8 protein-coding genes are annotated in these 13,099 nt (G+C 71.6%); 2 read left to right on the top strand and 6 right to left on the bottom strand.

Features of this window, described 5'->3' with window-relative positions; genetic code table 11:
• Positions 1 to 4: 4 nt before the first annotated feature.
• Both HBH26_RS07925 and HBH26_RS07930 read left to right on the top strand, forming a co-directional pair.
• Complete coding sequence (locus tag HBH26_RS07925) at positions 5 to 3,115, top strand: TonB-dependent receptor domain-containing protein (RefSeq protein WP_168134055.1); 3,111 nt, start codon at positions 5 to 7, stop codon at positions 3,113 to 3,115.
• Positions 3,116 to 3,219: 104 nt separating this feature from the next.
• Positions 3,220 to 6,636 (top strand): amidohydrolase family protein, encoded by a 3,417-nt coding sequence (locus tag HBH26_RS07930; protein WP_168134056.1) that lies wholly within the window; start codon positions 3,220 to 3,222, stop codon positions 6,634 to 6,636.
• A 25-nt stretch (positions 6,637 to 6,661) separates the two neighbouring features.
• Here the strand turns inward: HBH26_RS07930 and HBH26_RS07935 are convergent, their stop codons facing one another.
• The 6 genes from HBH26_RS07935 to HBH26_RS07960 form a co-directional block, all read right to left on the bottom strand.
• Positions 6,662 to 7,291 (bottom strand): glutathione S-transferase family protein, encoded by a 630-nt coding sequence (locus HBH26_RS07935; RefSeq protein ID WP_168134057.1) that lies wholly within the window; start codon positions 7,289 to 7,291, stop codon positions 6,662 to 6,664.
• 25 nt (positions 7,292 to 7,316) lie between these two features.
• Complete coding sequence (locus tag HBH26_RS07940; protein WP_168134058.1) at positions 7,317 to 8,828, bottom strand: DUF4139 domain-containing protein; 1,512 nt, start codon at positions 8,826 to 8,828, stop codon at positions 7,317 to 7,319.
• The gene (locus tag HBH26_RS07945; RefSeq protein ID WP_209308424.1) at positions 8,828 to 10,273 is read right to left on the bottom strand and encodes a DUF4139 domain-containing protein; all 1,446 of its coding nucleotides are present in this window, start codon (positions 10,271 to 10,273) and stop codon (positions 8,828 to 8,830) included. The genes HBH26_RS07940 and HBH26_RS07945 overlap by 1 nt, the downstream gene beginning before the upstream one ends.
• Positions 10,274 to 10,468: 195 nt before the next feature.
• Positions 10,469 to 11,626, bottom strand: a complete 1,158-nt coding sequence (locus HBH26_RS07950) for a winged helix-turn-helix domain-containing protein (protein WP_168134059.1) — start codon at positions 11,624 to 11,626, stop codon at positions 10,469 to 10,471.
• 227 nt (positions 11,627 to 11,853) lie between these two features.
• The gene (locus HBH26_RS20650) at positions 11,854 to 12,486 is read right to left on the bottom strand and encodes a PEPxxWA-CTERM sorting domain-containing protein (protein WP_239024647.1); all 633 of its coding nucleotides are present in this window, start codon (positions 12,484 to 12,486) and stop codon (positions 11,854 to 11,856) included.
• A gap of 194 nt (positions 12,487 to 12,680) precedes the next feature.
• Positions 12,681 to 13,007 carry a hypothetical protein gene (locus HBH26_RS07960; protein WP_168134060.1) on the bottom strand — a complete coding sequence of 109 codons (327 nt, stop codon included), beginning with the start codon at positions 13,005 to 13,007 and terminating at the stop codon, positions 12,681 to 12,683.
• Between the last annotated feature and the right edge of the window lie 92 nt (positions 13,008 to 13,099).

Raw genomic sequence — 13,099 nt, forward strand, 5'->3', positions numbered from 1 at the left:
GTCTATGCTCACTCGTCCGTCCACCGCATGGCGCCGCGACGCCGCGGTCACCGCGCTCGCCGTCGCGCTCGCGGCCACGGCCGCGCCGGCCGGCGCGCAGGTCGCCGCACCCGCGCCGCAGCAGCCCGCCACGCCGGTGGAGCAGAGCCCGGTCGAGCCGGTGCCCGCCCCGGCTGACGCCCCCGCCGCCGATGCCGCCGGACCCGACATCGTCGTCACGGGATCGATCCTGCGCACCACCGACCGCGCCACGCCCTCCCCCGTCACCACGGTGAGCGCGGAGGCGCTGGACCAGCGCGGCGTGTCGACGGTGCAGGAGGGGATCCAGCAGCTGACGTCGAACAACGGCCCGGCGCTGACCAATTCCTTCACCGCCAACGGCGCCTTCGCCGGCGGTGCGTCGGCGGTGTCGCTGCGCGGCCTCAGCACCAATTCGACCCTGGTCCTGTTCGACGGGCTGCGCGCCGCTTACTATCCGCTGTCGGACGACGGCACGCGCAACTTCGTCGACCTGAACACCATTCCGGACGAGATCGTCGACCGGATCGAGGTGCTGCGCGACGGCGCCTCGTCCAGCTACGGCGCGGACGCGATCGCGGGCGTCGTCAACATCATCACCAAGCGGCAGTATACCGGCATCGGCGGTCGCGCCGAGGCCGGCATCAGCGACCGCGGCGACGCCTCCAACTACCGCCTCAGCCTGATCGCGGGCACCGGCGACTTGGACGAGAACGGCTACAACGCCTATGTCAGCGGCTTCTACATTCGCAGCGAAGCGCTGCGGAACCGCGACCGGCCGTACCCGTACAGCTCGTCGGACCAGCGCGGCATCTGCTTCGAGGGGAATTGCGGCCCGAACAACGTCGTCAACGGGCTGGACGGGGACGGCGGCTACACCTTCTCCGAAGTCATCGCGAACACCGGCGGCACGCTCTACGTGCGCCCCTATGATGCCGCGAACACGACGGCGCTGGACCGCTACCGGCAGCTGAACCCGTCGCTCGGCTGCACGCGCGGCGCGGGCTACAACCTCAATCCGGCGGACATCGGCCGCACCGACGAGGACGGCAACCTCGTCAACGCCGCCGCGCCGCTGTCCGTCTGCCAGGACGACCTCGTCTACAACGACGGCATCATCGCGCCGCAGATCGAGCGGTTCGGCGGCTCGGCGCGCTTCACCGCCACCGTGGGCGAGAATGCCGAGGCCTATGCGCTGGTCAATTTCCAGCAGAGCAGCGTCAGCTACTCGGGCGGGCTGGGCATCATCCGCGCCAGCGCCAACGCGGGCATCGATTTCCCGCGCTTCTCCACCGGCGCGACCGGCGGGGCGTTCGCGCCGGGATCGTTCCAGCTGACGCTGCCGGTCTACGTCTGCGCCACCGGCGTGGGCGCCGCCAACGGCATCGACACGGGCTGCAACGCGGCGAACGGCACGCTCAACCCCAACAATCCCTTCGCCGGCGACAACCAGGTCGCGCGCATCATCGGCCGCCTGCCCAATTTGCAGCAGTTCAACGCGACGCGCAGCCGCGTCTATCGCGCCGCGATCGGGATCAAGGGCAATGTCGCCGATACCTGGGACTATGCCTTCGACGCCACCGCGATGCACACCGACCTGCAGCGCACCACGCGCGGCTACGTGCGGATCGACAACTTGCTGACCGCCATCGCGCGGGGCACCTACAACTTCCTCGATCCCTTCGCGAACACCGCCGACCAGAACGCCTTCATCGCGCCGGACAACCGGACCAACGCCGAATCGGATCTCGCCCAGGCGCAGCTGACGGTCGGCCGCTCGCTCGCCGACCTGCCGGGCGGGCCGCTCCAGCTCGGCCTCGGCCTTGCCTATCGCTACGAGGCGATCAACGCGCCCAGCGGCAATCCCGACACCAACGGGCCGACCGACCGCTACTTCGTCCTCAACGCTTTCGGCGTGGAGGGCAGCCGCTCGGTCTATTCCGCGTTCGGCGAGCTGAATGCGCCGATCGTCGACCAGTTCACGCTCAACGCCTCCGCGCGCTACGACAAGTACAGCAGCGGGCAGGACGCCTTCTCGCCCAAGGTGGGCGCGAAGTTCACGCCGATCCGCCAGCTGGCGATCCGCGGCACCTACTCGCGCGGGTTCCGCATTCCCAGCTTCGGCGAGGCGAACGCGCTGCCGACGACCGGGTTCGTCGCGGCCTCCCCAACGACCTACTCGAACGAATTCCTGGCGCAGTACGGCTGCAACCAGGACAATTTCTCCACCGCCTGTCCGTCATACATCCGCCAGTCGTCGGTGGGCCTGACGACGCTCGCCTCGCCGGACCTGGAGCCGGAGAAGTCGCGCAGCTTCACCGCGGGCATCATCCTGGAGCCGATCCCGCAGCTGACCTTCACCGCCGACTATTTCAACATCAAGAAGACCAACGCGATCGCCTCCGCACAATCGTCGATCGCGATCGCGGCCTACAATGCGGGGCAGGCGATCCCGGACGGCTTCAACGTCATCGTCGACGCGCCCGATCCGGCCTTCCCCACCGCGCGCCCGCGCATCGCCTTTGTCGAATCCGGCTTCATCAACGCCAACACGATCAAGTCGGAGGGTCTCGATTTCTCCGCCACCGGCAATTTCGACCTGGGCGAGGGCATCCGCTTCACCTCCGCGGCGCAGGCCAGCCTGATCCTCGAGCTGTCGACCACCTTCCCCGACGGGACGAAGGAGAAGTATCAGGGGACGATCGGCAACTACAATCTGACCGCCGGGTCGGGCACGCCGCGCTGGCGCGGCAGCTGGCAGAACACGCTGGAGGTCGACGCCTTCACGCTGAGCGCCACCGCGCAATATTTCGACGGCTACAACCTGTCCGCCGAGGACCAGGGCGGCCAGCGCGGCGATTGCGGGCTGAACCCGGGCTACGTGCCGTGCGACGTGGACAGCTACATCACGCTGGACCTAACGGGCAGCGTGAAGATCAACGATCGCGCGACCTTCTACGTCAACGTGCTGAACGTGCTGGACGATCTGCCGCCGATCGACCCGGTCACCTATGGCGCGAACCTGTACAACCCGGTGCAGGGCGGCGTCGGCATCTACGGTCGGATGGTGCGCGCGGGGTTCAAGGTCGGTCTCTGACCCTTTCCGACCTGGCTGCGAGCGGGAACTGGGGGCGTCGTCCGGCGCCCCCTTTTTCGTGCGCGCGGTTCGGCTAGAAGGCGGGACAAAGGGAGGATTTCTCGATGACGCCATTCCGTACCGCGACCGCGGTCGCGCTGTGCCTGCTCGCCGCCGATCTGCGCGCGCAGGTCGCCCCGCCCGCCGAACAGAAGCCGGTGGAGGAGACGCAGGCGCCGGAGGATCGCGCGACCGCCGCGGACCGGCCAGCCGACGCGCCGCTGCCGCCGCCCGTCCCTTCCGCCACGCCGGCCGTGCCCGCCGCGGCCACGACACCCGCGAAGCCGGCCAAGTGGGACGTCAACGCGCCGCGCGGCCTGTCGCTGCGCGAGGTGCGGATCGACGTGGACGAGGGCAGCTGGATGAACGTGGACGTGTCGCCCGACGGGCGCACGATCGCCTTCGACCTGCTGGGCGACATCTACACGATGCCGATCGCGGGCGGCACGCCGACGCGCGTCGCGCAAGGACTGGCGTTCGAGCACCAGCCGCGCTTCTCGCCCGACGGGCGCCGCATCGCTTTCACCTCCGACCGGGGCGGCGGCGACAACATCTGGGTGATGAACGTCGACGGCAGCGACAAGCGACAGGTGACGAAGGAGGACTTCCGTCTGCTGAACCAGGCGACGTGGAGCCCCGACGGCCGCTTCATCGCCGCGAAGAAGCATTTCACCACCGGACGCAGCCTCGGCACCGGCGAGATCTGGTTGTACCACGTCAGCGGCGGCGACGGCGTGCAGCTGGTGAAGCGCGCCAGCGAGCAGCTGCAGAAGGAGCTGGGCGAGCCCGTCTACGCCGCGGACGGGAAGAGCATCTTCTACACCCGCAACGTGACGCCCGGTCCGGTCTTCGAATATGCGCAGAACTCGCGGACCGACCTGTTCGACATCGAGCGCTACGACATCGCCACTGGCGAGGTGGAGACGGCCGTCAGCGGCGTCGGCGGCTCGGTGCGGCCCACGCCCTCTCGCGACGGCAAGCGCATCGCCTTCGTCCGGCGGGAGGGCAACAAGACCAAGCTGTGGCTGAAGGATCTCGACACCGGCGTCGAGCGCATCGTCTACGACGATCTCGACCGCGACGTGCAGGAGACGTGGGCGGTCACCGGCGTCTATCCCAACATGGCCTGGACGGCGGACGACCGCGCGATCGTGTTCTGGGCCGGCGGCAAGCTGCGCCGCGTCGCCGCGGACGGGACCGGCGCGGCGGTGATCCCGTTCCGCGTCACCGACACGCGTGTCGTCGCGGAGGCGACGCATCCGGCGGTGGAGGTCTCCCCCGATCGCGTGGTGACGAAGATGCCCCGCTGGGCCAGCGTCTCGCCGGACGGGCGGCACGTGGTGTTCGAGACGCTGGGCCGGCTCTACGTGAAGCCGGTCGCCGGCGGCGCGGCGCGGCGGCTGACGCGCGGCGACGAGATGGAATTGTGGCCCAGCTGGTCGCGCGACGGGCGGCAGGTCGTGTTCGTCGGCTGGACCGACGCGGGCCTGGGCACGATCCGCACCGTGGCGGCGGGGGGCGGCGCGGCGAAGGCGGTGACGAGCGTGCCGGGCCTCTATCGTCGGCCGCGCTTCTCGCCCGACGGCCGGACGATCGTCTTCGAACAGGGGCAGGGCGGCACGCTGACCGCGGCGCGGGGCAACCTGGGCAGCGGCGTCTACCGCGTCGCGGCGACCGGCGGCGCGCCGGAGCGGGTGGCGAAGGACGCCGCAGGCCCGCAGTTCGGTGCCGCCTCCGATCGGATCTTCATGACGAGGAACGAGAAGGACAAGCGTCAGCTGGTCAGCACCGACCTGAACGGGCGGGACCAGCGCGTGCACGCCAGCGGCACGCTGGTGAACGAATACCAGGTCGCGCCGCGGGGCGACTACGTCGCCTTCCGGCAGAATTACGAGGCATTCGTCATGCCGCTGCTGCCGGGGACGCAGGCGGTGGACGTGGACAAGAAGGGCGGTCCGCTGCCCGTCACCAAGGTGAGCGTGGAGGGGGCGGACTTCATCAACTGGTCCGATGACGGGCGGCGGGTGCACTGGAGCCTGGGGCCGACGCTGTACTCCGCCGACACCGCCGCACTGTTCGCCGCTGCGCCGCAGGCGGAGGGCGCGCCCAGGTTCGCCGGGCCGAAGACGGGTGTGTCGTTGTCGATGGAGGTGCCCGCGGCGCGGCCGACCGGCATCGTCGCGCTGACGGGCGCGCGCGTGGTGACCATGGCGGCGGCGGACGGCGGCATCGTCGACGACGCCACCGTGCTGATCCGCGGCGACCGCATCGTCGCGGTCGGTCCGCGCGGATCGGTGGCGGTGCCCGCGGGCGCGGTGACGGTGGAGGTGGCCGGCAAGACGATCGTCCCCGGCTTCGTCGACGCGCACGCGCACGGGCCGCAGGGGGACGACGAGCTGATACCGGAGCAGAACTGGGACGCGATGGCGAACCTGGCCTTCGGCACGACCACCGTCCACGACCCGTCCTCGCGCTCGGCAGAGATCTTCCCGGCGGCGGAGATGCAGCGCGCCGGCATGCGGCTCCAGCCGCGCACCTTCTCCACCGGCGAGATCATCTACGGCGCGAAGGCGCCCGAGGTGTACGCGGAGATCAACAGCTACGAGGACGCGCTGGCCGACGTGCGCCGGCTGAAGGCGCAGGGCGCGCATTCGGTAAAGAACTACAACCAGCCGCGGCGCGAGCAGCGGCAGATGGTGGTGGCCGCCGCGCAGGCGGAGGGGATGCACGTCGTCCCCGAGGGCGGGTCGCTGTTCACGCAGGACGTCAGCCTGGTGCAGGACGGCAATTCCACCGTCGAACACAACGTGCCGCTGGAGCGCTTCTACGGCGACCTGGTGCAGCTGTGGACGCAGACGAAGGTCAATTACACGCCGACGCTGGTCGTCACCTACGGCGGGCCGGCGGGCGATCCGTACTGGCGCGCGCACACCGACGTGTGGAGGCACCCGCTCTTGACGCGCCACGCGCCGCCCGCCGCGCTCGCCGCGCAGAACGCCCGACGGGAGATCGCGCCGGAGGAGGATTACGTCGACGACGAGAGCGCGCGCGAGGCGAAGAAGCTGGCCGACAAGGGCGTGCAGGTGTCGATCGGCGCGCACGGGCAGCAGGCGGGGCTGGGCGCGCACTGGGAGATGTGGAGCTTCGTGCGCGGCGGCTGGTCGCCGCTGGAGGCGCTGCGCGCCGCCACGATCGCGCCGGCCACCTCGCTCGGCTATGCCAAGGACATCGGTAGCATCGAGGCGGGGAAGCTCGCCGACCTCGTCGTGCTCGACGCCGATCCGACCGTCGACATCCGCAACACGGAGAAGGTGTCGCGCGTGATGCTGGGCGGGCGGCTGTACGACGCCGCCACGCTGAACGAGATGGCGACCGGCACCTCCAGGCGCCAGCCTTATTGGTGGGAAGGCGCGGCGGGCGGCAAGGGCGCGGGGGTGCGGCTGACGACCGGCCACGGCCACGGCGACTGGGCCAAGGACTGACGCGTCCTGCGCGACGGGGATGGCGTCAGTCGATCATCGGCGCCATCCCCGGCTCGGCCTTCGCCATGGCGCGAACGTAGCCGGGGCGCTGCGCGATGCGGCGCAGATAGGCCTGCGTCGCGGGCATGTCGGACAGCGGCCCGCCGCCGAACGCGCGCGAGGTGGTGAGCGAATAGACCATCATGAAATCGGCCAGCGTCAGCCGGTCGCCGCCGAAGAAGGGCGCCGCCGCCAGCCGCCGCTCGACCAGGTCGCGGCTGCGCGCGACGCGATCGTCGACGAACGGCACCGCGCCCGCGCCCGCCAGCTTCAGCACCATCGCCAGCATCCGGCTCGCCATGAAGGTGCCGTTCGACCAGTGAAACCAGAACAGCTGCTCGGCGAAGTCCGCGTCGGCGGGGTCGGGCGAGAAGCGTCCGCCGCCGTGGCGCCGGTCGATATAGTCGAGGATCGCGCCGCTCTCGCCGAGCACCAGCGGGCCGTCGCTGACGACGGGCGCGATCCCCATCGGGTGCAGCGCCTTGTAGTCGTCGGGCGCCAGCCGGTTGTCGGCGCGGCGATCGTAGCGGACGAGCGAATAGTCGAGCTCCAGCTCCTCGCAGAGCCACACGACGCGCTCCGATTGCGAGAGGCCGAGGTGGTGGACGGTCAGCATGAGTGCGGCTCCTGCAAGCGGGATCTCACTCGCCGACCCGGTAGGTGAGGTCGGCGCGACCGCCCGCGGGGATCGTGACGGTCCAGGTGGCCACGCCGTCCACCGCCGCCAGCGCGGGATCGGCGCTGTCGATCTTCTGCCCGGCGGCGCCGATCGGCACGTCGAGCGTGACGGGCGCGCGGGTCGCGTTGGTGGCGGTGAGGACCGCCTCTCGCCCCGGCAGCACGCGCTGACCCACCGTCACCTGCGCGCTGATGCCCGCGTCGATGCGCACCGTTTCCCCCTCCGTACGATCGGCGAGGGTGCCGAGGCCGAGCAGCAGCCGGTCGTCGCCCCGCGCGGCATAGACCGCGGTGCTGCCGGACGGGAGCGGGATGCCGAGCCCGTTCTCCCGGCGGTTGCGCAACTGGAGCACGATCGCGGTCGGCGAAGGCTCCAGCGGCTGGCCGGGGAAGACCGCGCGGCGATGGCGCCGCTCGAACGGGACGGCGGCCTGCGCCAGCAGCGCCACCTGCTTCTGCCCGCGCGGCGCGACGGTGACGCGCTCGGGCACGCGATACAGCTTCAGGTCGCCCAGGTCCTCGGGCGGCGGCGGAGGAGGAGGCGGCGGGGGCGCGGGTGCCATGACCGGGGAGGGGACGACCATCATCCGCGCCGCGGTGACGACGATCTCCGCCGCCGGCTCGAACGTCTCCGCGCGCAGGTCCGACGTGGTGGTGCCGAGGGGGAAGCAGGTCAGCGACAGCGTGCCGGCGTCGGGCGCGCCACGCGGCACGAAGACGCGGTTCAACCGGCCCGCCACCGCCGCCACCTCGGCGTCGCGGAATGCCTCGCCGTTGCCGTTCGCCAGCGTCAGCCACGCGAAGAGGTCCAGCGTGCGCCCGCCGGGCGCCACCGTCGCGACGTAGCTGGCGCGCCAGTCGAACTTGCCGGCAAGGTAGCTCAGCCGCACGGTGACGGTCCGCGCGGCCGGGCTGACCGTCTCGACGCTGAGCACGGGCTTGGCCGACAGGTCGGCGGGCACGCCGGCGTAACCCAGCCGCTCCGGCAGGCCGGAACAGCGCAGCGCCTCGATCCCCGCCGTCGTGCGCAGGACGACGCCCGGGCGCGGGCCGGCGACCAGCGTCGCCTGCTCGCTGGTGCGGCGCCCGGTCGCGCGGTCCGTGCGGGTCAGCGTCACCTGCCGGCCAAGTGTTCCGTCGACCAGCGAGGCAGGGGAGAGGAGACGCGCGTCGCGGTTCTTCTCCACCACTCCGCCGGGCAGGCCGTCGATCACCGCGCTGACCGGCACGATCCCCTCCGCCACGCCTTCGAAGCGAAGCGTGGCGCGCCCGCGCGGCAGGCGGACGCGGCGCACCTCCGTCACCAGCGCGAAGCCGTCCAGCGACCGCAGGTCGATCGCGCCGCGGCCCCATGCGGCGCGATAGACGGTCAGCGCCACTCGCTGCGGCGCGGACGAGGAGACCGTTTGCTCGCGCGGTGCCGCCGCCGCGGGCGTCGCGACGATCGTGAAGGCCAGCGCCAGCGCCGCGCGCATCAGTAGCGCGTGTCGAACGTGGCGGTGACGATCGCCTCTCCGTTGGCCGGTACCGCCACCTGCCACACCGCGGTGCCGGCATCGCGGCGCTCGCTCCGGCGGCTCTCCTCCACCACGCGCGTGTCGGCCCAGTCGAGCCCCGCCTGCGCCAGTTCCACCGTCGCCGGGCGCGACCGCGCGTTCGTGAGGCGGTAGCGCATCTGCGTGCGCCAGCGATCGCCGCCGAGCCGCGTGCGCGCAACCGTGACGGGCTGCACCTTCACGTCGAAGGCGTCGCCGGTCGGCAGCGCGATGCTGCTGCCCTGCGGGGTGTGGCCGATGCGGTTCTCCCCGGTGAACTGCGGCTGCCCGCGCGCGTCGCGGACGTAGACGCGCACGGTGCCGGCGGGCAGCGCGTCGCCCAGCCCGGCGGCGCCCGAATTGGCGAAGCGCAGCACGCTCTGCGCCGAACGCGCCTCGTTCGCGCTGCCGAGCCACGAATTCTCGAAGCGATAGCCCGACGAGGCGGCCACGCCCTTGGCGTCGAGGAAGCTGACCTGCTTGGTCTGCTTGTCGGCGATAGTCGTGCGCTCGGCCAGGGGATAGAGGTAGAAGTCGCCGAGCTGTTCCCGCTCCGCGGTCTGCGTGCCCGGTTGCACCCGCGTGGGGCGGCGCGGGGGCGGCATGAAGTCGGCGCGGTTGCCGTCGTCGCCGCCCGCCTCGCCCGCGACCAGCAACGTGCGCGCATTGGTGAAGGTGGTGCCGCTGGAATTGCGCAGCGTCACCCATCCCTGCACGTCGATGGTGCCCGCCTTCTCGTCGAACAGCGCGACATAGTCCGCGCTCCAGCCCAGCCCACGGCTGAGATAGGACAGGCGCGCCGGCCGCGCGCCGCCGCGCGTGCTGGCGAGCGTGACCGACAGCGTGGGCCGCGCGCGCAGCGATTGAGGGACGCGGTCGAACACCGCGCGCACCGGCAGGCCGTCGTCGCGCAGCACCTCGATCCGGCCGCCGATGTCGAGCACCACGCCGCCGTTCACCGCCAGCACCCGCGCCCGCTCGCGCGTTTCCGCGCCCGTGGCGGGGTTGGTGCGCACCAGCGTGATCGTCTCGCCCACCGCCTTCTCCATCAGGCTCGACGGGCTGAGCAGGTCGAAGTCGAAGTTCTGCTCCACGATGGCGGCGTCGGGCACGGCCAGGCTGACCGTCTCCGGCCGGATCTGCGCGCTGACGTCTGGGAAGCTCTGCGTCGTGCGGCCGTTCGCCAGGTCGAGCTGGCGCACGTCCTGCACCAGCGCGATATTGTCGTTGTAGATCGTGACGGACACGTCGCCCTGCGCGCTTCCCGCCGCGGATGCCGGCACGTCCGCCCGCCCGTCGCGCTGCTGCCTGTCGGACTGTGCTGCCGCCACGCCGGTTCCGGCCAGTACGGCCAGCAGCGTCAGTCCCGTCACTCGCGTCGGCATCCTCGCGCCTCCCCCGTTCGTCGTGCCCGACCATGCGGTGTCGGGCGGGGCGAGGCAATGCGGATCAGTCGATCGGCACGGCCACGCCGCCTTGGCCCGGTCGAGCGCGAGGAAGCTGGGACGCTCGCCACCGCCTCGTTCGCCGCGATCGCGCCCACGGCGCGGCGTGGCGGGCTGATCCGCTTCCCTCCGCCGTCACGGCAGCGCCACGGTGGAGAGGCCGAGCCAGGCCGCCATCCGCTCCAGCTCTGCGCGCAGGCGCGGCATCGTCTCCGCCGGCGCGCCGGGCTCGATCGTGATGCGGCGGGCGAGGAGCGTGCCGCTCCGGCGATCCGCCTTCAGGTCCACGCGCGCGACCAGCGCCTCGTCCATCAGGAACGGCAGCACGTAATAGCCGTGGGTGCGCCGCTCCTGCGGCACGTAGATCTCGATGCGGTAGCGCAGGCCGAACAGCCGCTCGGTCCGCCCCCGCTCGAAAATCAGCGGATCGAACGGGGCGAGCAGCGCGTCACCGGGCACGCGCCGGGGCAGCCGCGCGTCGCGGTGCAGCCACGCGCGCGGCGACCACCCCTCCACGCGGACCGGCAGCAGCGTGCCCGCCTCCTCCAGCGCGGCGATGGCGTGATCCGCCTCCGCCGGCTTCAGCCGGTAATAGTCGCGCAGGTCCGCCGCGGTGGCGACGCCCAGCGCGCGGGCGCTGCGATCGATCAGCGCGCGCTGCGCCTCGCCCGGCGTGGGCGTCGGCAGCGCCATCACCGCGGCGGGCAGCACGCGCTCGGTCAGGTCGTAGGCGCGCGCGAACGTGCCGCGGCGCGTGGCGGTGGTGATGCGGCCGGACCAGAACAGCCACTCCAGCGCGTGCTTGGCCTCGCTCCACTGCCACCAGCCGCCACGACCGGCACCGTTCTCGAAATCGGCGGCGGTCAATGGCCCCTCGGCGGCGATGCGGGCCAGCACCGCCTCCGCCTCGGCGCGCCGCTCGGTCGCGAAGCGGCGCAGCGTGGCGTAGCCGATCTCGCCGCGCGCGGCTCTGTCCATCCGCCAGCGCAGCAGCGGGTGGAGGTCGAGCGGAAGCAGCGACGCCTCGTGCGCCCAATATTCGAACAATCGCCGTGCGCGCAGCGGCCCCCAGGCGTCACGCTCCAGCAGCGCGCGGTCGTAGCCGCCGAGGCGCGAGAAGAGCGGGAGGTAATGCGCTCGGGCCAGCACGTTGACGCTGTCGATCTGCAGCAGGCCGAGCCGGGCGACGGTTCGTCGCACGGCCGCCGCGCCGGGCGAGCGGGGCGCGCGCGCGCCGAAGCCCTGCGCCGCCAGCGCGATGCGCCGGGCCTGTGCCAGCGACAGCGACGGCATCAGGCGCGACGATCGATCGACATGGCGGCTCCCGCCTCGGACCCGGGCCGGTATAGGGACGCTAGTCGTGCCGCGCCAGGAAAAGGGCGGCGCTGCCCAGCAGCAGAGTCATGAGGAGCAGCAGCAGCGGGACGATGAACGTCGACATCGCGGCACCTCCGCAGGGTCTCGATCCGAAGGGAAGGCGTGTCGCCGGCGCGCGCCGGCGACACGAACGGTGCCGGCGGTCAGGCCGGCCGGGTGGCGATCCGCACTCCGCGGCGGCGCATCGCCCCGCCGACCGCGCCGAAGCCGAGGATCATCAGCGCCCAGGTCGCCGGCTCGGGCACCGCGGTCAGTGCCGACACGCGGAAATTGCCCGAATAATCGTTCCCGTCGCCGCCCGGCGTCGCCACCGTCTGGCTCACCGCATCGCCCAGCGTGCGGCGGAACGAGAATTCCTCCAGCGTGTAGGTGAGGCCGCCGAGCGTGTACGAGCTGCCGCCGATGAAGGTGTTCGTCGTCGGCGTGTACGTGCCCGACAGCGTGTTGCCGCTGCCGAAGGTGAGCAGGATGTTGTAGAACGGGTCGGAATCGCCGTTCGTGCCCGGCGTCCAGCCGTCGCCGGCCAGCAGGAAGCGGTTCTGGCCGTTGCTGGTCGCGAAGGACAGCGGCTCGTCGCCGGGATTGAGGAAGTCGCCGAGACCCGGCGTCTGCAGGAACAGCGCGTAGAAGCCGTCGACCGTGGTATTCCACACCGTGCCGCTCGGGCCGGTGACGGCGGCACTCGTCAGCACGTCGGCGGCGTTGGCCGCGGGGGCGGACAGCGCGGCGGCGGCGGCCAGCGCGCCGGCAACCGTGAACCTGGACCTCGACATCATCGATCTTCTCCCTTGTTGCGTTGGTCCCCGCCCCTGCCGCGTTCAAGAGCAGCTTCGCCAAACCGTCAACAAGCCGTTAAGAACGTTACGAATTTGTATATCGCGGCAGCGGTCCGGGCAGCACGCACGCGGTTGCGCCGGAAAGGGCGGCCGCCCCTCCCGACGCGATCCACGGACCCGCGATGCGGGATCGGTCAGCGCTCGCCGTTGTCCTTCACGCCGACAACGGGAACGTCGATCTTCTCCTTCTCCGTCTTCACCTTCGGCACGTCGACGCTGGTCTCCTTCGTCCCCACGACGACCTCCTTGGAATCGAGGTCGACCTTGGGCAGCGCGCCGCCCTTCGCGCTGACGTCGACGTCGGGCAGCGCGCCCTCCTTCACGTCCGCGCTCCAGAATCCGGTGGCGAACAGGATGGCCGCGATCACGGCCAGCACCGCCGCGATGATGGCGATCGTCCGCCCGGGTCCGCCCCGCCGAACGACGACGCGGTCGCCGTCGCGGGTTCGATAATCGGTCATTTCCCACTCTCCCCTGTGATCGCGGGCTCGGACCCGCCTCGTTGACGCGCGCCCGGCGTCGCCCTCGCTGGGGACGCCCAGGCGCGAGCGAC

Source organism: Sphingomonas corticis (assembly GCF_012035195.1).
GTDB lineage: Bacteria > Pseudomonadota > Alphaproteobacteria > Sphingomonadales > Sphingomonadaceae > Sphingomonas > Sphingomonas corticis.